This window comes from Lysinibacillus sp. GW247-5R2A (assembly GCF_059424475.1).
Window position 1 is genome coordinate 141849 of the sequence record NZ_JBWKZL010000012.1, and the last position, 20484, is coordinate 162332.

The window sequence follows — 20484 nt, forward strand, 5'->3', positions numbered from 1 at the left end:
AATTTTTAACTAGCTATAAATTTCATCTTAGGATTAGGGGGGAAAGAATGTGAAAGAAATTTTTTCCTATGTAAGACCTTATAAATGGACAGCTATTTTTGCTTTATGTTTAATGTTGGTAGAGTTGTTTGTAGAGCTTGTACAGCCACTTATAATGGCCAAAATCATTGATGACGGGGTAAGAGCTCAAAATCACGAAATGATTATGCAATGGGGTGCTGTTTTACTCGTACTTTCATTTGTCGCCTTTATGGCGGGTATCGTTAATTCTTACTTTTCATCTCATACTGCTCAAAGCTTTTCCTATGATCTACGAAATGCCATGTTTGATAAAATCCAATCCTTTACACTAGCAACCTATCAAAAATTTTCTACGGCATCTCTCATTACGAGATTAACTAATGATGTTACACAAGTGCAAACGGTGCTGTTTATGAGCTTACGTATTATGCTTCGGGCACCTCTTGCCGTGATAGGAAGTATAGTAATGGCCTTTATTGTGAATGCAAAATTAGCCTTATTTTTAGTCATAGGTGCTCCTATCATTTTAATTTTTCTTATTTTTATGGTCGCAAAGGGCGTATCTTATTTTGGTCGGGTGCAGAAAAGAGTCGACCGTTTAAATAGGGTTTTGCAGGAGAATTTACAGGCCATACGTTTAGTAAAAGCATACCTACGGGGGACATATGAGGCTTCTCGCTTTGATGAAGTTGCATCTCGTTTAAAATTCGATACTGTCAAGGCTTTACGCGTAATGGAATACATTATGCCAGCTCTTTTATTCATTATGAATATGAGTCTGCTCGCCGTCCTATGGTTTGGTACAAAACAAGTTGCGGCAGGGACAACACCACTTGGAGATATTGTAGCGATTGTTAACTATGCGATGCGTATGACAGGCTCGTTTTCAATGTTCGCTTTTATTATTATTTTTTATGCACGTGCAAAGGCCTCAGCTGAGCGTATGGCAGAAGTTCTTTCTACAGAAAATGAGGTTGAGGATATTTCAATTTCTGAGGAAATCAGCCATGGTAAACACTATGATGAATTAACGTTTGAGCATGTTAGTTTTACGTATCCAGGCGGAGAGGTGCCAGTCCTATCAGACGTCAATTTCCAAGTTAAATCGGGTGAAAAATTAGCGATTATGGGGGCAACAGGTGCTGGTAAATCCACTTTGTTACAGCTTATTCCGCGTTTTTATGAAGTAACAGAAGGAAGAATACTAGTAGAAGGACAGGATGTTCAACAGTGGGATTTACAAGAATTACGTGAAGTCATTGGGTATGTCCCTCAGCAGTCCTTGTTATTTACAGGCAGTATTGCGGATAATGTGCGTTGGGGAGATACGCATGCTGAAATGGACGCTGTACTACAGGCTACGATGCAGGCTCAAATACATGCATCCGTGGAGGATTTTCCAAATGGTTATGATACAAAGGTTGGGCAAAAAGGGGTCAACTTATCAGGAGGGCAAAAACAAAGACTATCCATTGCGAGAGCGCTCTTGAGAAAGGGACATCTATTAATGCTCGATGATAGTACAAGTGCATTAGACGTTAAAACAGAACAGGCACTATGGGAGGCATTGAGCGAAGAACACGCTACGATGCTTGTGGTCACGCAAAAAATTCGTACCGCTAAAGGTGCAGACCGTATTTTACTAATTGATGCTGGAAAAGTAGTTGCCTATGGAACCCATGAAGAGCTTTTACAATGTTCCGCACTTTATAAAAAAATTGCAGTCTCTCAACAGGAGGTGGAGGAATAATGGGATTTTTCCAAAAACCTTTTGGCTATGAGCCGATTTTGACTAAAGATGATCTTCAGCAGGCTGTGAAGAAAAAGAAAGGGCCACGAGCAAGTGATTGGAAAAGTACATTGCTACGTTTATGGAAAATTGTCGATGAGCAACGAGCACTTCTAATCGTAGTTCTTTTACTAGTGATGACTAGTTCAATTTTGGCTTTGATAGGTCCCTATGTAATTGGCCAAATGATTGATCACTATGTTATGCATGGAGAGCTAGTTGGCTTAGGTAAGGGGATTGTCTTATTGATCGGCATTTATTTGTTGCTGGCCGTCTCTCTGTTCCTACAAAATTATTGGATGATTGGTATTGCTCAGCAAACTATTTATAGGCTAAGAACAACTGTGTTTGGTCATTTTCAACGCCTGCCGATTGCCTTCTTTGATCGTCGTCAGCATGGCGAATTAATGAGCCGTATGACGAATGATATAGAAGCTGTCAGCTCAACGCTCAATAGTTCCTTTATTCAGGTGTTTTCAAGTGTACTAACGCTTGGAGGAACGATTATTATTATGCTGAGCTTAAGTCCATTGCTAACCATTCTAACTATGACCATTATTCCCATTATGTTTTGGGCAATGCGTTGGATTACACGTCGAACTGCTCCTTTATTTAAGGAGCAACAAGCAGCTATTGGGGCTCTGAACGGCATGATAGAAGAAACGATATCCGGACAGCGCATTGTGAAGGCTTTTTCCCAAGAGGAACGAATGAAGGCAGAGTTTCAGGAAAAAAGCTTGCGGTTAAAAAGAACGGGATTTTGGGCACAGACATATTCTGGCTATATTCCAAAGGTCATGAATTTTTTAAATAATATGAGCTTTACTATTGTCGCGGGTATCGGCGGCGTACTTGCTTTATATGGACATGTGTCAATAGGAGTTATCGTTATATTTACAGAATATGCTCGGCAATTTACACGCCCATTAAATGATTTAGCTAACCAATTTAATACAGTGCTATCAGCTATTGCTGGTGCTGAGAGAGTATTTGCATTACTGGACGAACAACCAGAAGTAGAATCTACCTCGGCGAAAAAACATCAGCTATTGGGACATGTAGCTTTTAAGCAAGTGTATTTTAAATATGAACAAGACCAGGAATCTTACACATTAAAAAATGTTGATTTTAAAGTGGAACCTGGTCAGACGGTAGCGCTTGTAGGAGCTACAGGAGCAGGGAAAACGACAATCCTTCAACTTATTGCAAGATTCTATGAAGTGACAAAGGGCGAAGTATTATTTGATGGCATGAATGTTCAGGAAATTGATCGTCCATCCTTGCGTTCCCAAATGGCTTTTGTATTGCAGGATCCATTTTTATTTGAGGCCACGGTTCGTGAAAATATTCGCTATGGTCAATTAGATGCAAGTGATGCTGATATTGAAGAAGCAGCAAAGCGCGCTAATGCACATGATTTTATCATGAAGTTGAAGGATGGATACGATACCATTCTTGCTGCAGATGGCCGAGAAATTTCACAAGGCCAAAAACAATTACTATCAATAGCACGTGCACTTATTGCGGACCCGAAAATTTTATTGTTAGATGAAGCGACAAGTAGTATCGACACAGTAACAGAAATGGCGATTCAAGAGGCACTTGATACATTAATGCAAGGCCGCACTAGCTTTGTTATTGCACACCGATTAAATACAGTGCATAATGCAGACATGGTGTTAGTTATGCATAAAGGTGAGTTAGTGGAAGCTGGTCCACAGCAAAAACTAATTGAATCGGGCGGTTTGTATGCTCAAATGCTTCATTCATCCTCCCATCATTTAGAAGAATAGCCATTGACAACTATCAAAAGAGTAATTTCATTTGAAATTACTCTTTTTTTAATCAAATTAAAAATGTAATTAATTTGAATAAATAGTATAATTAATATAAATAAGTAGGGAATAGTATATAGTTTGAAAGTAACTAAATGAAAAGAGTTAATAGTGACAATTTTATGAGTTTGTTAGGTTGTTATATATCTAGAATTCATAGTAAATTTTAGTTGTTTTCGTGAACTTTTATAGTAAAAATCCTTTTATTATTGGATTATTTGAAGTAAAATTCTGATTAATAGAGGGTAATAGTATATTTAGTTGCCAGCTTATTTTCATTCTTGCTACAATAGGGCAATAGTCTGATACAGGAACGGAGTAAACAATGAATATTTCAGTGATGACAGTGTCTTTCCCATTGGATGGAGAAACATTGAAGGAAGTAAAATTATTATGTGAAGAAGCGACAATTCATGATTATCGAGTATACGAAACTATTTTGAATGTACCAATGGCTAGCTCTTTTGAATCGAAGGGTTTTATGGTATTGGCGTATGAGGATGATCAGGATTTGTTAGTGGGTGTGGCAAGTGCCATTGATATGATGGGACTCCATACGTATGAGTGGTCACTAGTGGTGACACCTGCATATCGCCAAAAGGGGATTGGGACTGCATTAGTTGAAGGCATACAAGTTGGGCTAAAAGAGCGAGGGGCTGAGGGTCAGTTAGCTGTTGTTATTGATGGTTCCCCACATGGACACACATTTATTGAAAATAAAGATTATGTTTACAGCTTCTCAGAAGCAACCTTAGAAACAAAGGCGGAGCCTGTAGCATTACGAAGCGATATTACTATTCTTCCCTATAATGGCGAACAGGCTGAGCTCATCGCTATTTATAGTGAAGCATTTGGTGATTTACCAGAAGAATCAACAGAGCTCATCGCCTTTAATACGTCCACTAATGGAAGAAAGCTATGGATTGCTTATCGAGATGGAGGAGTTGTTGGCACGGTGACGACAGCTCAGGAAAATGAAATACAATGGGTAACAGCTCTTGCAGTCCACCCAAATTGTGAAGGTCAAGGTATTGGGACGGCTTTATTGTCCTTTTCAAAGGATTATGCGAGTAAAACAGGTGCCACTTTCGTTATGTTAGATGTTGAAATAGACAATAAAAAAGCAATATCTGTCTATGAAAAGGCTGGTTTTATGAAGGCGCAGCAAATTGATTATTATGTAAAACAATAACAAAAAGGGCGAGGAGTGAAGTTAACTCATCGCCCTTTTTATCATAATTGCGTACTATCTTCATATAGTAATAATAAGCCTTAAGAAAGGAGTCGTGATTATGCGCATGCCAGCATTGCCTAAAAAGAAGTCTCCTCCGAAGGAAGCACCTAGTTCGTGGTGGAAAGTGGTTAAGGCCTATCTATCGAAAGGAAAGTTCTATCGATTACCACCGAGAAATTGATAAGGTATAAAAAAGTCGCCTTATAGCGACTTTTTAATTTTCTAATAAAAATGTATTTTTAGAGGGACCTATTAAGTAAAGTTCGTGCATTGCCCGTGTGAGTGCTACATAGAGTAGCTTTCGATCAATGGGCGTGTCATGAAAGGGCGTATCAAATGCAGCTACTATCACCGCATCAAATTCAAGCCCTTTTGCTAGATGGCTTGGAACAACAAGCAACATTTCCTGATTAATGGAATCATTTTCAGTTAGTAACTGTGCAGGTAGTTGGTGAGCTTTTAAATTTTTTTGCATCATCAATGCCTCAGCTGTTGTTTTGCATATTAAAGCGATGGAACGATGTCCATGCTGACGAATCGTTTCAAAAATTTCTTTAATTTGTAAGGCGTCGAATTCATCCGCTTGAATAAAGCTTGGCTCGTTGCCATGACGAACAACTGGCTCCACTAACGGGAGTTGTTCATCCATTTGGGCTAAAATTTCATTAGCGACTTCCATAATTTCAATGGTTGTACGATAGCTTTTTTGCAAAGTTCGAAAGCTTGCTCGTGGGAATAAACTTTGGACAGGCTCCCAAGCAGTTAATGAACGATAGCTATGAATTCCTTGAGCTAAGTCACCAACCATTGTAAACATATCCGTATCCAAACCTGTTTTTAAAGCGGCAAGCTGAAATAGACTATAGTCTTGAACCTCATCGATAAAGACAACGCGCATTTTCCATTCATCAGGGATGCCTTTTAAGCGCGCCTGTAAATAATAAAGTGCAGCTAAATCTTCAAGTGCCCATTGTTCCTTGCGATGTGATTGTAAAAATTGCTGTTGTTCGAGATAATGCCATTCAGGAGCCAGTTCTGCTAACAGCTCTGCATTGGTGAGAAGTGAACGATAAAGGGTTTTAATATTGTGTTTGGTAAAGCGGCGCATATAAGCAGCTGCAGTTGATTTGGCTTCTTTTTCAATAGCAGGAATTCGCTCATCGCGTTCATCGATGAATTTTGTTACGACACGACGCCGTTTTTCATCATCTCGAATACCATTTAATGCCTTTCCAAGTGCTTCATCATATTTTTTATGGAGTGTAGCTAAAACAGACTGCTTCTTCTGTCGAACATGGCTAGCTAACACCTTTTTAATATGTGCCAGTCGTTTTTCGATAGGCATATAAGAAAATTCATATAAAAATAGCTTCTTAAGGTGAGAAGCCCGCATGATACAGTATTTTTCAATATAAACATCTTCAAATTGCTCTGCAATATCTTGCTCCAGTTTTTGAATATAGCGTTCGATAACATCACGATAATAAAGAGAGCCTTTCATTTCAGCAATCCAAGCAGATGGCTGAGAATTTCCTCCGGCCACAAGCGATTCTAATTGGTCATTTGGATTTTGAAGCTTTAATTTTAATTTAGTGGCGGATAGTACGTAATCGGTAAAAGTAGTTTGGCATATTTTATCGACGCCTAGTTCTGGTAAGACATCTCCAATATAATCAATAAATAACTTATTCGGTGCTAAAATCATGAGCTGCTCAGGATTAAAATGCTCACCCATTGTGTAGAGGAAATAGGATATTCGGTGTAGGGCGATGGTGGTTTTTCCACTGCCTGCTGCTCCTTGGACAATTATTGGTTGACGAAGATGGGCGCGAATAATTTCATTTTGCTCTTTTTGGATTGTCGAGACAATTTCGGTTAGACGAACATCAGCTTTACCAGCCAATGCTTCTTGTAACAGTTCATCGTTCGTCGTTAAGTCAATATCACGTATATCGAGCAAATCGCCATTTTCAATTTTATATTGTCGTTTAGCAAATAGATGCCCTTTATGAATTTCTCCGCGGACATCGTACTCCATATCACCAAGACGGCCATCATAATAGACATTCGCTACTGGTGAGCGCCAATCGACAATAATGGGTTCATGTGTTTCACGATGAAATAACGAGGTTTTTCCAATGTAAAGAAGTTCTTCAGGGTCACCCGTCTTTTGAAAATGGATTCTGGCAAAATAAGGCTTCTTTTGAACGGCTTCTAGCCCTTCCTTTTGATTACGGGCCATTTCAAAGAATCGGGCATTGGTTAAGATGTTTAAATAACTCAAACTAGAATCTAAGTAATCAAGATCTGCCATCGACTTCCGAATATTTTCTTGAGCGGATTTTAAATCTCTTTGTGACTCATTTAAAATTTGCTGCATATAACTTTGGGTATACGCTAATCGCTCTACTTCAGTCTGAAAATCTGGATGTTTTACAGTCATTTTTTAGCACCTCCTAGGTACTTACAATTTCAAAGTAGATTATCATACTACTATATATAATATTTACCATCAAGTGAAAGCTTAAAAGCTGAATATGTTACTATTACGTAGAGGTTTTGAATGAATGTTACTAAAAGAGGAGGTATATTATTTTGGATATTTTTGCACACAGAGGCGTTTCTGCAAGCTACCCGGAAAATACAATTGCTGCATTCCAAGCGGCATCTAAGCTTCCTATCGCTGGAATTGAGCTAGATGTTCATTTAACAGCAGATAAAGAGGTAGTTGTTCTTCATGATGAAACCATTAACCGTACCTCCAATGGTTCAGGCTATGTAAAGGATTTTACATTACAGCAATTACGTACATTTGATTTTGGCTCATGGTACTCATTGGACTATAGTGGAGAAGTGATTCCCACATTAGGGGAAGTGTTAGAACTATTTGCAGGTACAAACCATCGCATTAACATTGAGCTTAAAACAGATGTGTTTGCCTATGAAGGGATCGAGGCATTAGTTCTAAAGGAAGTAGCTGCCCAACAAATGACAGAGAGAGTTATTATCTCTTCTTTTAATCATGAATCTTTGCAAACAGTCGCACAAATCGCACCTTATATTGAAAGTGCTGCATTGTTTGCTGAAGTTTTAGTAGACTTTACGACTTATGTTGCGCTTATTCCTGCTAAAGGCTTGCATGTTAGTTTGCCTACAGCGTATCGCAAATCAGTAAAACTAGCGCTCGCTGAAGGGGCAACTGTACGTGTGTATACAGTCAACGAGGAGCGGGATGCTCGATATTTACAGCAGCTTGGAATACAAGCAATATTTACTGATGACCCAGAGAAAATATTAAAAGCCCTTACTTAGAGCAATGTGAGGGGGTGGCGCTCGAATTCCGTGGAATGATTATGAAGTAATGCCCACGGAACGCGGCGTCTTTTTTAAGATTCGTTACCACTTTGCCTGATGCTCCTCAATACATCCAAGCATTTGTCGAATAACTAATGTTTCACCATTGTCGAGCAAAATAGAACCATCATAATAACCAAATAATTGATGTACTTCTGATTTTACTAGTTTTGCATTTGTATAGGCTACACGTTCAAAAAACGGAGAGAAGGTTAGTGACACTTGATGAGAGAATTTTGATTTTACTTTCCAGCGTTGCATATAATCTTCGGAATCATAATCAAACAATAAATCCTCATGTATTTTTGTCATTTTACCGTCAACGAAAACAGCATTTTCGGTCATACCTGTGCCATCTGTCCATTTTCCTCCTAAATTAAGTCCAATTCTTCTTCCACGGACCCGCTGAGAGGCCATTCCCCAATTCCATACGGCTTCACGCGGCCATACACCTCGACCATAATCTAAGACAGCAAAATTTTCTTCTGCCGAGAAATTATAACGACGAGTACCAATTGCGACCACACCTGAAGTAGGGAGTGTATGATGCTTACCTGTAAATTGAAATGTTTTACGATTCCAAGGGATGACAACATTTAAGGTTTCGTCTGTAGCGGGATGCTGAATGATGAGCTTTGCACGTAAAATATCGCCATCAAAATTTGGAATAGAAACGGATAGATGTGTTTCATTTTGTACATATAGTATATCAATCATCATTTCACTATTTTTAAACGATACAGACTCTAAAACCTGTGTAGGCATTTTCAATTTGCCGCCTAAGGGAATGGTAATCGTTTTTTCGAAATAGCGCTGCGTTTCATATTCAAGGAAATAGACGAAGCAGACTGCTGCATAATCTAGATGACTAATCGTAGCGGAAAATAAGATTTCATCACCGTAGACACACCAATAGTTCCATTTCTTTTTGCGCATGAGATGGCCGCTTAAATTGCTGTTGATAAGTGGTTTACGTGCAAATCCGATGGCTGCTGGATTTAAATTCCCCTTTTTATCGCATAAAAGAGTAGGCTGTAAAATTTCTTTCTCAGCATGCTGCTTCACATTTAACATCCCTTCTGGTCATAAAATAAAATCATGCATTTCTTTTAATCTTATTGTAGCAAAAATGATCTTAAAAATGGAAAGGAACATACTAATTATACCTATTTTCGACAATAATATGAGTATGGACCTAACTAATAGAAATACTTGAAGAGACATATGATGGCATGAGGAGGGGATGTATGGCAAAGATGTATAATAGGCAAGCTGCTGTACAGTATGCCAATTTATGGTGGAATAGACGCAATCCAGCTTTTCCTAACTTTGATGTAGACTGTACAAACTATATATCGCAATGTTTATTAGCTGGTGGGGCACCAATGCGAGGGGCACCAAGTAGAGATAAGGGCTGGTGGATTCAGCAAGGAAATTGGAGCTTTAGCTGGTCTGTTGCACATTCTTTAAGATGGTATTTAGAAGGCTCAACGACAGGGTTGAAGGGTACACGTGTGCAAACCGCCGAAGAGTTAGAGCTGGGTGATGTTATTTTTTATGATTTTCAAGGAAATGGGAGAATCGATCACTCTGTTATTGTTACAAGTATTCAAAACGGCATTCCTTATGTAAATGCTCATACATCAGATAGTATTAATCGACCGTATTTGTATGAAGACTCCACTGCTTTTACGCCGAGCATGACTTACTTTTTCTATCATATTGAGGATAGCTTTGCTTAAGATGAGGTAGTTTTAAAGCATATCATTTTATGATAATGTGAAGGTAGAAGAGATAAACTTAAAAGTTGTCTTGTGGTAGAAGGAGAATGGATATATGAGCGAACAATTTTTATCGGTTAGAGATGCAATTATTCAACGTCGTTCCATTAAAAAATTTAATGGTCAGCCTGTAGATCGTGATGATTTATTGGCCATTATCGACGATGCAGTTTGGGCACCCAACCACGGTAACCGTGAGCCTTGGCGTTTAGTAGTAGCCTGTGGTAAGGAATTAGAAAATCTACATCATTTATTACGCGACCTGACGATTCCAAAATGGCAAGAGCTTTTAAGTGAAGACTTGGCGAAGCAGATGTTGAAATTTACGTTACCTGGTGGCTATGCCTTTGTTATCGTACCGGAGGATGCGCGTCAAAAAGAACGTTTAGAGGATTATGGAGCAGCGAGTATCTTTATTCAAAATATGCAACTATTAGCATGGGATAGAGGGATAGGCTCTTGCTGGAAAACACCAGGCTTTTTAGATCATCCAAAGTTCCGAGAAGCTTTAAAGGTACAGCCTGGTGAACGTGTGATTGCAATGCTACAGGTCGGTTATTTTGATGAAGTACCAAAAGGGAAAGATCGTAAAAAATCGGCTGAAATAGTGACAGTTTTTGGCGAGTAATCGCCTAAAAAGCAAAGAAAGTCCCCTCACTGAAGTAGGTGAGGGGATTTGTTTTGGAATAGAAAATTATTTTTGTAATTCCGAAACTTCATATAAATAATCACTTAAAACGCGTAAACCTTTATCAAAGTTTTCTAAATGGAAATGCTCATTAGGTGCATGGAAGTTTTCACTAGATAAACCGAAGCCCATTAATACTACAGGGATTTCTAAAATTTCATCAAATGCAGCGACGATAGGGATAGAACCGCCACCACGTGTGTAAGCAGTAGGTACATGGTAGACCTTTTCATAAGAACGTCCAGCTGCCTGAATGAACGGATGATCAAATGGTGTTAAGAATGCAGGGCCTTTATCGAATTCCGAAATGTTAATTTCCACTCCAGCAGGCTTATGCTTTTCAACGTGGGCTTTTAATAGCGCAACGATTTCGTCCGGCTCTTGATTTGGAACGAGACGGCATGTAATTTTAGCGCCTGCTTCAGCAGGTAATACCGTTTTGATGCCTTCTCCCGAGAAACCACCAAAGACCCCATTAACCTCTAATGTTGGACGAGCCCAAGTACGTTCTAGGTAGGTAAACCCTTGCTCACCAAATAGTTCTTTTACACCAACCTCTTGTTTTACTGACTCCTCATCAAAACCAAGTGCACGATAAGCTTCACGTTCTTCCTCTGTTAAAGGTAATACATTATCGTAGAAACCTTCCACTTGAATGGTGCCATGCTCGTCACGGAAGGATGCTAATATTTCAGCTAATGCGTGGATAGCATTTTGCACGCCTCCACCATAGAGACCTGAGTGTAAATCTCCTTTAGCTCCACGCACATCAATTTGAATGCCTGCTAAACCACGTAAGCCATAGCATACTGCAGGTTTACCAGGACCATAAAGTCCAGTATCAGAAATTAAAATAAGATCCGAAGCTAATTTTTCCTTATATTGCTCAACAAAGGAAGGTAGATGCGGACTACCGATTTCTTCTTCACCTTCATAAATAAATTTAACGTTTACAGGTAAAGTTCCTGTTGTTGCAAATAAAGCTTCAATCATTTTTAAGTGCATAAATACTTGCCCTTTATCATCACTAGCACCACGAGCGAATAATTTATTGTCACGAATGGTAGGATTGAACGGTTCGCTCTCCCATAAATTTAATGGGTCAACAGGTTGTACATCGTAGTGACCATAAAATAATACAGTTGGTTTGCCTTCTGCATGTAACCAATCGGCATAGACAACTGGATGACCTGCAGTTTGTGTAATTGAGATATTCTCAAGATTTAATTTTTCAAATGCATTAGCAAGCCATTGTGCAGCATGCTGGATATCTTCCTTATGCTCAGATAAAGAACTAATACTTGGAATTTGTAAAAATTCTTTCAATTCGCTTAAATGAGCCTCACGATGTTCAGCAAAATAAGCATCAATTTGCTGTAAATTTGTCATCTAGCATCCCTCTTTCTAATATATTTCGATAATAGAAATAGTATAGCATATCAAAACTAGAAAGTATTAACATGGGTTCATAAATAAATAAGCTCTAATAGGGGGACATCAACCATTTTATAACAAGGCCAATGGTTGTTTTTGAATGTCTTTAGCTATGTAACGGACGAATAGATGTAGGGAAAAATGAAAGACACTGTAGCAAAAATTCTTTACAGTGTCTTTCAATAGGTGTCTATAAGTGAGGGCAATTTTTATTTACTTAAAGAAAGAATTAAACATTTTTCGATTTACTACTACTGATGTTAGGTGTTGGTGGTGAGTTGTACACACGGGAATAGGGTGGTATTGAATTCATTAGCCAAATGTTACTGCCTAGCACCGAATCGTGACCAATGGTCGTTTCGCCACCTAAAATGGTTGCTCCTGCATAAATAACAACATTATCTTCAATATTCGGATGACGTTTAATTCCTTTAATTGGATTACCATTTTCATCAAGAGGGAAGCTTAATGCCCCTAATGTTACACTTTGATATATTTTAACATTATTGCCGATTATACATGTCTCACCGATTACGACACCTGTGCCGTGATCGATAAAGAAGGATTCACCAATTGTCGCTCCTGGGTGAATATCGATTCCTGTTAAACTATGTGCATACTCAGACATAATACGTGGGACAATGGGTACGCCCACTTCATATAATTCATGTGCTATACGGTGAATGTATACCGCAACAATCGATGGATAACTTAGTAAAATTTCTTCTGTAGAAAGGGCAGCAGGATCTCCGTTGTACGCTGCCTGAATATCTGTTTGCAAGGTTTTACGAATTTTTGGGAATTGTGAAATTAAATCCATCACAATACGATCTGCATCCGCTTGACAAGTACAGTTTTCAAGATTGCTGTTGTACTCCAAATTGTAAATTAAAACTTTTTCGATCATATCACGTAAATCCAATGCCGTTTCACGCAATTTATTACTACTTACAATATTGACGCGTGTAGTATCGATGGGCGGAGCAGTATGGATACCTGGGAACAGTACTTCATGAAAATTATCTAAGATTTTATAAATTTGATTGCGCCCAACAAAGCCAATTGAATTTTCAATATCAACATACTGTCGGTTAATATCACTTAATGAACTTGTAATTTCTGGGACCTTTTCATTTAGCCAATCATTTAAACTCATTGTAAAACACCCCTCAATTTCATAATAACTGATGTAATAAAGGTACAAAGCATTTCATGTAATAGCAACTCTTTTAGCTTTAAAATATATTAATATTTATATTATAGAAAAAATACCTGCATGTGGAGTTGCAATTAAATAATCTTCTATTGTTTTACCATAAAATACGACTGCTTTTAAAGCTTACTGCTTCTTGTTATGATCTAGACCGATTAGCACTGGGAGAATTTTAATCAAATAAAAAGAGTCTGAATCCGGAACAATACCGAATTCAGACCCGTAAACTTTTAATTAGTGAGCAGTATAGCCGCCATCAACAAGGAGTGTTGTACCATTAACAAAGCTTGCATCATCGCTTGCTAAGAATAAAACAGCTTTGGCAATCTCTTCTGGTTTACCAAGTCGACCTTGTGGATGAAGGGAAGCTAAATATTCTTTCTTTTGAGCGTCTACTTCAGCCAATAAAGGTGTGTCGATATAGCCAGGACATACAGCATTAACGCGAATGCCTTGTTTTGCATAAGCTGTGCAAAGGTTTTGTGTTAATAGTTTTACACCACCTTTTGCAGATGAATAGGCTGTTGGATTTGGTAAGGCAACAAAACTATGGATAGAGCCAGCATTAACAATGACACCACCTGTTCCTTGCGCAAGGAATTGTTCGATAGCATATTTATCAGAAAGAAATACTCCGGATAAATTAATATCAATGGTTCTTTTCCATTTTTCAAAAGATAACTCGTGAGCGGGTGCATCGTCAGCTACACCTGCATTCGCATACATAATATCAAGTTTTCCGTATTTATTAATAGTTTCCTTTATCATGTTTTTAATATCTTCTTCGCTTGTTACATCTGTTTTTACGAAGAGCGTATCATAACCATCGTTATTTAATTGTTCAGAGATGTTTTGTCCGCGCTCTGAAAAATCGGCAATGACTACTTGTGCACCTTCTTGGGCGAAGAGGCGAACTGTTGCCTCACCGATACCGCTAGCTCCACCAGTGACGATTGCTACTTTATCTGTTAATTTCATGTCAATGACCACCTTAATATTTATTTTGCTGTTGCTCCACCATCAATAACAAATTCGGCACCTGTTGAGAAGGAGGATTCATCAGAAGCTAAGAACAGCACTGTTTGAGCCACTTCTTTTACAGAACCTAAACGTCCTAATGGGAATAAGTTTTTTCCTAATTCATCTTTAGAGCTTCCAGTTGTTGCAGATGCATAATCGGCCATTCCTGTATCGATATAGCCAGGGTGAATAGAGTTTACACGTACGCCATATGGGGCATATTCCATTGCTGCATCCTTTGTCATAATGCGCACAGCACCTTTACTAGCACCATATAAAACGTGTCCAGCAGCACCTGTTAAGCCTGCAATAGAAGATGCATTAATGACAGAGCCTTTATTTTGTTTAGCCATAAGCGGCATGATATGTTTCATACCAAGGAAAACACCAGTTACATTGATGGACATTAACCGATTCCAGTCAGAAAGTTCAATTTCCGCAAGTGGTTTAATTATATAAATGCCTGCATTATTGAAAAGGATATCAACTTTATTAAATGTATGAATCGCTTCATCTGCAACTTTTTTCCAATCATCTTCATTGCTTACATCATGACGTATAAATAATGCTTCGCCTCCAATTGCTTGGATATCGCTAACAGTTTCGTTCCCAGATTGTTCATTTATATCAGTAATGACTATTTTTGCTCCTTCTTTCGCAAATAATAGTGCAGTTTCTTTCCCGATGCCTGTACCTCCGCCTGTAATAACGGCTACTTTATTTTCCAATCTCATTTCAAGCACGCACCTTCCATTATTTCTGGTTATATGGTTACCTTAGGATTTAAAAGTATTCGCTTTATTTTAGCGATACCTTCATCTTACTCCTTTCAATTTGAAATACTATCCTATAAGATGCTGTATAATATAGTGAGTGAGTATCCTCCATTTATAGGGGTATTTTTAGTATGAAGGAGAGGAATTTCCTATGACACACTCATTTCAATCCTTTGAAGAAATGACACTTCAGGAATTTGTGTTATTCATCAAAATTCATAATAAACAAATTGAAGAGAATACGAATATTTACCTCAATCTAGAACCTTCTATTGCTGAAGCCGATCGAGAAAGAGTGGCAATGCTACTGGATTCGTTTCTACGCTTAATGACGCATACGAATATCGAAGAGCTTCATGATGATTTTAGGAGCTTTTTTAAGACATGGCTTCAATCACAGTTATCCATTATCGATACGAGAAGCTTTCTTCTATTCCAATTGATTTTAGAGAAATCATTGATCACTTTTATGATTCAGCAGAAAATTAGTCGAATGAATGCCATACTCATGTATGTATTATCGATTTTTACATTTTTAGTACAGCTTTACTGTGATGCCGAAGTAGAGCATAAAAATAGTCGTAGAACTACCCCTGAAAATAAGGAGTTGGGACGGCTGCAATTGTTGGATAAACTTGATAAATTGCTTATCAGTTCCTCTGGTTATCAGGATTTAGCTTATATCTTAAAGAAATGTGAAGAGTATTTTAGTTATAAAAGATGTGTATTTTATGCCTATGTGCCATGGTCCAATCAATTTTACGGGGTTATTGGTGCTGAGCTTCCAAAGGTTCAGAGCATGAAAGGGGAGCTGACCGGTGAAAATACAGTTCTTGGCTCAAGAAAACCTATTTATTTAAAAAACCCCAAAAATTATGTGAAGGAAGAACATATACAATTATTTAATTTATCGTCGATTATATTTATCCCAATTATTCAACAGGATCAATTATTTGGTTGGCTGACATTTGATCAGCTAGGTGAAGAATTTGATTGTACAAAGGATGAGTTATTGTTACTTGAAGAAGTAGGGAAGCGGTTGGGTTTATTTTTATCACGTAAGGGTGAGAAGGCTGAAAAGAATACAGAACTGCACTTAACAGAAAGGGAGTCCATGATTTTAGGTTTACTTGCAGAGGGATATGACAATAAAAAAATTGGGGGATTACTATTTCTAAGTGAGCATACGGTAAGAGATTATGTAAGTAGTTTAATGACAAAGCTAAAAGCTAAAAATCGAACACAGGTCGTTGCTTCCGCCTTTCGTTTAGGGCTATTAAGTTAGCCAAGGGGAAATAAATATGTAATCTATTTTATAAAATACATCTGCTTACTTTACAAGTCATTGTTAAAGGGGCATATTTTTAATTTTCAGATAATAATTATTATTAAAAATATAGCAATCAAAATAGGGGTTTAATGTTATAGAGACGTGTTTTACAGGCTGAGTAATTTAGTAGTAAAACATTTTTTACGAATATTACAAGCAAAAGCGATTAAGCTTACACGATTGTAATGAAATTGAAAGCCAATACGATAGAGTGTAATACATTATTTTGCGAGAATGTGTATAGAAGCAAGAACAAGAAGCGGAGGCATACACAATGAATGAAAAATTAGAAGGCGTATACGAGGAATACAATCGTTATATATATCACTTATGTTTAAAACTAACTCGCAATAATGTAGAGGCTGAAGATTTAATGCAAGAAGTTTGGGTAAAGGTCGTGCGCTATGAAGACAGCGTAGCTGAAGTAGAGCATATTAAGGCTTGGCTTACAACTATTACAATGAATACTTTCAGAGATCGCTATCGTAAAAAGGTTCGTCGCAGTAAATATATGATGAACCAACCTGAAACATTAGACGTACCGATATTAGATTTGGTTCCCAATAATGAAATTTCAACAGAAGAAAAGGTTGAAAAGGATATTGTCACAAAACTCGTACAAGATAAAATGGAGCAATTAGATGGCATTTATAGAAAGACTTTATGGTATTTCTACATAGACCAATATTCACTTGCAGAAATTTCTACAATTATGAAAGTTTCCATTGGTACTGTGAAATCTCGTTTATTCCGTGCAAAGGCTCGATTAAAAGAAATGCTTATGTCTGATACGGCCATTGTGGAATCTGTGCTACCAGCATGATTAAAGCTGATTGGTCGCACACCATACGTACTTAGACGGAAGTATTCAGTCGACTAATCTAAAAAAAGATGCATTCGCATATAATTGCGATGCATCTTTTTATTATTAAGACTTTATTCTGGACGATTGGATTCAACATCCAATAGACATTTTGAAAAAATAGTGCGCAATGTTTGCAGTTCTTCAGCAGTGAGCATTCCAAACATATTGTTGATAATTTCACTCACTTGTTGGCGAGACTCTTTTAAGATGCTCTCGCCCTCAGAAGTAATAACGAGCTGTGATGCTCGTCGATCTGTAGCGTGCTGTGTTTTTTCAATAAAGCCAGCATTGATAAGCTTCGTTGTTAAAACGGTGACGCCACCTGTCGTTACCTTTAACCGCTCAGCAATAGCAGAAGGGCGTTTCGGGCCCTCCTGCGATAAGTAGTCTAAAATTAAAATATGGGATTTTGAAAAGCCGAGCGCATTATGATTATTCCACTCGTTCGCCCACTTACGCTCAATAGATGAAACAACTTCAAACAACGAGGTAATGGCTTTTTGTTTTTCTTGATCCATAGAAGGTCATCTCCAAAACTGTTTTAACTTTCTTGTGCCAATCTTGTCATCGCATTTAATTCGTAAGCACGTACTTTGCGTGGGATAAAACGGCGGATGTCCATCTCATTGTAACCAACTTGAATACGTTTTTCATCTATTAAAATAGGGCTACGTAACATTCTTGGATGTGCTTGAATAATAGCAAATAGCTCCTGAATAGAAAGTTGGTCGATATCGATATTTAAGTTTTTAAAATCATTCGAATTTGTTGCGATAATTTCATCTGTTCCATCTTCAGTCATGCTTAAAATTTCTTTAAACTCTGCAAGTGTAAGTGGATGAGAAGTGATACGTTTTTCTTTATATTCAATATTGTGATCTTTTAACCATTTAAGTGCTTTTCTGGATGAAGAACAGCTCGCTTGTGAGTAAATTGTAACTGTCATTCTTCATTCCTCGCTTTCTTTTTTAGATTATATTTTATAAATATCTTATTAGTAAGGTAATTTGTTTATATATATATCTTACTAGTAAGCTATATATAAATCAATAGCTATTTAAAAAAAATATCTAGAACACCATGATTTTTTTCAGGTATATTAACATATACGAAGATCATCATAAAAAGTTTCATTTTCACAGCTTACAATGATGTAAGTTTAGGGAAATTGAATAGGGACTACATGAAACATAGGCTTGTCCAAGAGGAGAGAAATGACAAGCTAAAAAATATCAGTCCACTGATTATAGTATGATTAAATGACGAGAAGTATACATAAAAACTTAAAATTATTTGTGGAATTTCGCAAATGAAAAAAAGGGTGGTCCCAAATGATATTTGAGACTACCCTTTTATATTTAGCCTTGTTGTCCAGAAGTAAACCAATCTTGAACATCCCAGACCTTCGTAGCGAGACCATCATAGAAATCAGGTTCGTGACTTACAAGTACAATAGTGCCTTTAAATTCTTTCATCGCACGTTTTAATTCATTTTTTGCATCCACATCTAAATGGTTCGTTGGTTCGTCAAAAAGAAGCCAGTTTGCCTCTTCCATCATTAATTTACATAAACGAACTTTCGCTTGCTCTCCACCTGATAATGAATTCAGTGGACGTGTAATGTGATCAGTCTTTAAGCCAGCCTTCGCTAAGGCAGCACGTACTTGTGCCTGCTCCATTGAAGGGAAGGCATTCCAAACATCATCAATTGGTGTGATCTTTTCCGCTTTTACTTCTTGTTCGAAGTAAGAGGGATAAAGGTAATCTCCTCGGATCACTTTGCCATTTAGAGGATTAATTTTACCAAGCATTGTTTTCAATAATGTTGATTTACCTACACCATTCATGCCGACTAAAGCGATCTTCTCTCCTCGTTCAATCGCAAAAGTGAGTGGGGGAAGTAATGGCTTGTCTTTATCATAACCAATCACCAAATTTTCAGCCTCTACAACATAGCGACCTGATGAGCGTGCTTCTTTAAAACCGAACTCAGGCTTTACAGCAGTTTCTGGGCGATCAATTCGCTCTAAACGGTCAAGCTGCTTGGCACGAGATTTGGCACGGCCAGTAGTAGAGTATCGCGCTTTATTTTTGGCAATAAAATCCTCTTGCTTCTTGATGAATTCTTGTTGTTTTTCATACGCGTCAATATGCTGACGCTTATTGATTTCAGCAAGCTCTAAGAATTTTTCGTATGTTGCTGTATAACGAGTTAGCTTTGAAAATTCGAGTTGGAAGATGACATCCACCGTCTCGTTCATAAATTCTGTATCATGCGAAATTAATAAGAAGGCATATGGATAGTTCTTCAAATAGTTTTTTAGCCATGTAATATGTTCTTCATCAAGATAGTTTGTAGGCTCGTCTAATAATAGAACTTTCGGTTTTTCTAATAACAGCTTAGCTAGTAAAACCTTTGTACGTTGACCACCAGAAAGAGCAGCCACATCTCGCTCCAAGCCGATAGCATCGAGCCCAAGCCCGCGCGCAACTTCTTCAATTTTCATATCGAGTGAATAGAAGTCACCTGCATCTAACGCATCTTGAACCTCAGCCATTTGCTCTAATAGAACTTCTAATTCTTCAGGTGTAGCTTCAGCCATCTTACCTGTAATTTCATTGAGTTCCTCTTCTTTTTTATACAAGGGTAGAAAAGCGTCACGCAATACATCGCGCATCGTTCTACCAGCTGTGAGTACGGTATGTTGGTCTAAATAACCATAATGTGTACCAGGGAGCCATTCCACTTTTCCCTCATCATGAATTGTTTGACCAGTGATAATGCCCATTAAAGTTGATTTACCTACACCATTTGCCCCAACGAGTCCAATATGATCACCCTCTACTAAACGAAACGATACATCTTTAAAAAGTGTACGATCTCCGAATGAATGACCTAAATTTTCTACTGTTAAAATTGCCATATATGTTCCTCCAACTGTCTTTCAAGTTTACATTTTATAGTTCTGCAAGTTGCTTATTCAGCTCTGCAAGCTTCAATTCCATATTTGCAAGACGTTGCTCTGCCTGTGCTACTTGATCGTTGTGTCCTGTAGACTCAAGTTTTTCAATATCGCCTTGTAAATTGATATAGTCCATTTTTAATTCTTTAATTTGATATTCTAAATCATTTTTGGTTGGCAT

18 protein-coding genes are annotated in these 20484 nt (G+C 37.8%); 8 read left to right on the top strand and 10 right to left on the bottom strand.

Annotated features, from left to right (window positions below):
- Positions 1-49: 49 nt before the first annotated feature.
- From AC07YC_RS18435 to AC07YC_RS18445, 3 genes are all read left to right on the top strand, one after another.
- Positions 50-1771: an ABC transporter ATP-binding protein gene (locus tag AC07YC_RS18435; protein ID WP_494920097.1), complete on the top strand. Its 1722-nt coding sequence runs from the start codon at positions 50-52 to the stop codon at positions 1769-1771.
- Entirely contained in the window at positions 1771-3603 is a 1833-nt protein-coding gene (locus AC07YC_RS18440; RefSeq protein ID WP_494920098.1) for an ABC transporter ATP-binding protein, read from the top strand. Before AC07YC_RS18435 ends, AC07YC_RS18440 begins: the two co-directional genes overlap by 1 nt.
- 367 nt (positions 3604-3970) lie before the next feature.
- Positions 3971-4837, top strand: coding sequence for a GNAT family N-acetyltransferase (locus tag AC07YC_RS18445; protein WP_336636151.1), 867 nt, complete (start codon positions 3971-3973; stop codon positions 4835-4837).
- 256 nt (positions 4838-5093) lie between these two features.
- On the opposite strand, the gene helD is transcribed toward AC07YC_RS18445, so the two are convergent.
- Entirely contained in the window at positions 5094-7322 is a 2229-nt protein-coding gene (gene helD / locus AC07YC_RS18450) for an RNA polymerase recycling motor HelD (RefSeq protein ID WP_494920099.1), read from the bottom strand.
- Between the two features lie 152 nt (positions 7323-7474).
- Between helD and AC07YC_RS18455 the strand changes: the two genes are divergently transcribed.
- Positions 7475-8191 carry a glycerophosphodiester phosphodiesterase gene (locus tag AC07YC_RS18455; RefSeq protein ID WP_336636153.1) on the top strand — a complete coding sequence of 239 codons (717 nt, stop codon included), beginning with the start codon at positions 7475-7477 and terminating at the stop codon, positions 8189-8191.
- An 84-nt stretch (positions 8192-8275) separates the two neighbouring features.
- On the opposite strand, the gene AC07YC_RS18460 is transcribed toward AC07YC_RS18455, so the two are convergent.
- Entirely contained in the window at positions 8276-9298 is a 1023-nt protein-coding gene (locus AC07YC_RS18460; protein ID WP_494920113.1) for a DUF2804 domain-containing protein, read from the bottom strand.
- A gap of 182 nt (positions 9299-9480) precedes the next feature.
- Here AC07YC_RS18460 and AC07YC_RS18465 point away from each other — a divergent pair, with 182 nt between their 5' ends.
- Both AC07YC_RS18465 and AC07YC_RS18470 read left to right on the top strand, forming a co-directional pair.
- Positions 9481-9975 (top strand): amidase domain-containing protein, encoded by a 495-nt coding sequence (locus AC07YC_RS18465; protein ID WP_008176165.1) that lies wholly within the window; start codon positions 9481-9483, stop codon positions 9973-9975.
- Positions 9976-10069: 94 nt separating this feature from the next.
- A complete protein-coding gene (locus tag AC07YC_RS18470; protein ID WP_336636154.1) occupies positions 10070-10642 on the top strand; it encodes a nitroreductase family protein in 573 nt (190 codons plus the stop codon).
- Positions 10643-10708: 66 nt separating this feature from the next.
- On the opposite strand, the gene AC07YC_RS18475 is transcribed toward AC07YC_RS18470, so the two are convergent.
- The 4 genes from AC07YC_RS18475 to AC07YC_RS18490 form a co-directional block, all read right to left on the bottom strand.
- The gene (locus tag AC07YC_RS18475; protein ID WP_494920100.1) at positions 10709-12091 is read right to left on the bottom strand and encodes a dipeptidase; all 1383 of its coding nucleotides are present in this window, start codon (positions 12089-12091) and stop codon (positions 10709-10711) included.
- Positions 12092-12365: 274 nt separating this feature from the next.
- Positions 12366-13292 (bottom strand): serine O-acetyltransferase EpsC, encoded by a 927-nt coding sequence (gene epsC, locus AC07YC_RS18480; RefSeq protein ID WP_336636156.1) that lies wholly within the window; start codon positions 13290-13292, stop codon positions 12366-12368.
- 291 nt (positions 13293-13583) lie between these two features.
- The gene (locus tag AC07YC_RS18485; protein ID WP_036222705.1) at positions 13584-14327 is read right to left on the bottom strand and encodes an SDR family NAD(P)-dependent oxidoreductase; all 744 of its coding nucleotides are present in this window, start codon (positions 14325-14327) and stop codon (positions 13584-13586) included.
- Positions 14328-14347: 20 nt separating this feature from the next.
- Positions 14348-15103 carry an SDR family NAD(P)-dependent oxidoreductase gene (locus AC07YC_RS18490; protein ID WP_336636157.1) on the bottom strand — a complete coding sequence of 252 codons (756 nt, stop codon included), beginning with the start codon at positions 15101-15103 and terminating at the stop codon, positions 14348-14350.
- Positions 15104-15296: 193 nt separating this feature from the next.
- Here AC07YC_RS18490 and AC07YC_RS18495 point away from each other — a divergent pair, with 193 nt between their 5' ends.
- Both AC07YC_RS18495 and AC07YC_RS18500 read left to right on the top strand, forming a co-directional pair.
- Positions 15297-16430, top strand: coding sequence for a LuxR C-terminal-related transcriptional regulator (locus tag AC07YC_RS18495; protein ID WP_494920101.1), 1134 nt, complete (start codon positions 15297-15299; stop codon positions 16428-16430).
- Positions 16431-16749: 319 nt separating this feature from the next.
- Positions 16750-17298, top strand: coding sequence for an RNA polymerase sigma factor (locus AC07YC_RS18500; RefSeq protein WP_008176154.1), 549 nt, complete (start codon positions 16750-16752; stop codon positions 17296-17298).
- Between the two features lie 113 nt (positions 17299-17411).
- On the opposite strand, the gene AC07YC_RS18505 is transcribed toward AC07YC_RS18500, so the two are convergent.
- The 4 genes from AC07YC_RS18505 to AC07YC_RS18520 form a co-directional block, all read right to left on the bottom strand.
- On the bottom strand, positions 17412-17858 hold the full coding sequence (locus AC07YC_RS18505; protein ID WP_008176151.1) for a MarR family winged helix-turn-helix transcriptional regulator: 447 nt from the start codon (positions 17856-17858) through the stop codon (positions 17412-17414).
- Between the two features lie 23 nt (positions 17859-17881).
- Positions 17882-18286, bottom strand: coding sequence for a transcriptional regulator Spx (gene spx / locus AC07YC_RS18510; protein WP_008176149.1), 405 nt, complete (start codon positions 18284-18286; stop codon positions 17882-17884).
- 412 nt (positions 18287-18698) lie between these two features.
- Positions 18699-20264, bottom strand: a complete 1566-nt coding sequence (locus AC07YC_RS18515; RefSeq protein ID WP_036122779.1) for an ABC-F family ATP-binding cassette domain-containing protein — start codon at positions 20262-20264, stop codon at positions 18699-18701.
- A 34-nt stretch (positions 20265-20298) separates the two neighbouring features.
- Positions 20299-20484 (bottom strand): SE1832 family protein, encoded by a 186-nt coding sequence (locus tag AC07YC_RS18520; protein WP_336636160.1) that lies wholly within the window; start codon positions 20482-20484, stop codon positions 20299-20301.

Coding starts and splice junctions, on each gene's coding strand:
- helD (WP_494920099.1), bottom strand. CDS start 7,322: ATGACTGTAAAACATCCAGATTTTCAGACTGAAGTAGAGCGATTAGCG.
- AC07YC_RS18505 (WP_008176151.1), bottom strand. CDS start 17,858: ATGGATCAAGAAAAACAAAAAGCCATTACCTCGTTGTTTGAAGTTGTT.
- AC07YC_RS18520 (WP_336636160.1), bottom strand. CDS start 20,484: ATGCCAACCAAAAATGATTTAGAATATCAAATTAAAGAATTAAAAATG.
- AC07YC_RS18465 (WP_008176165.1), top strand. CDS start 9,481: ATGGCAAAGATGTATAATAGGCAAGCTGCTGTACAGTATGCCAATTTA.
- AC07YC_RS18500 (WP_008176154.1), top strand. CDS start 16,750: ATGAATGAAAAATTAGAAGGCGTATACGAGGAATACAATCGTTATATA.
- AC07YC_RS18490 (WP_336636157.1), bottom strand. CDS start 15,103: ATGAGATTGGAAAATAAAGTAGCCGTTATTACAGGCGGAGGTACAGGC.
- epsC (WP_336636156.1), bottom strand. CDS start 13,292: ATGAGTTTAAATGATTGGCTAAATGAAAAGGTCCCAGAAATTACAAGT.
- AC07YC_RS18485 (WP_036222705.1), bottom strand. CDS start 14,327: ATGAAATTAACAGATAAAGTAGCAATCGTCACTGGTGGAGCTAGCGGT.
- AC07YC_RS18495 (WP_494920101.1), top strand. CDS start 15,297: ATGACACACTCATTTCAATCCTTTGAAGAAATGACACTTCAGGAATTT.
- AC07YC_RS18475 (WP_494920100.1), bottom strand. CDS start 12,091: ATGACAAATTTACAGCAAATTGATGCTTATTTTGCTGAACATCGTGAG.
- AC07YC_RS18515 (WP_036122779.1), bottom strand. CDS start 20,264: ATGGCAATTTTAACAGTAGAAAATTTAGGTCATTCATTCGGAGATCGT.
- spx (WP_008176149.1), bottom strand. CDS start 18,286: ATGACAGTTACAATTTACTCACAAGCGAGCTGTTCTTCATCCAGAAAA.
- AC07YC_RS18440 (WP_494920098.1), top strand. CDS start 1,771: ATGGGATTTTTCCAAAAACCTTTTGGCTATGAGCCGATTTTGACTAAA.
- AC07YC_RS18445 (WP_336636151.1), top strand. CDS start 3,971: ATGAATATTTCAGTGATGACAGTGTCTTTCCCATTGGATGGAGAAACA.
- AC07YC_RS18470 (WP_336636154.1), top strand. CDS start 10,070: ATGAGCGAACAATTTTTATCGGTTAGAGATGCAATTATTCAACGTCGT.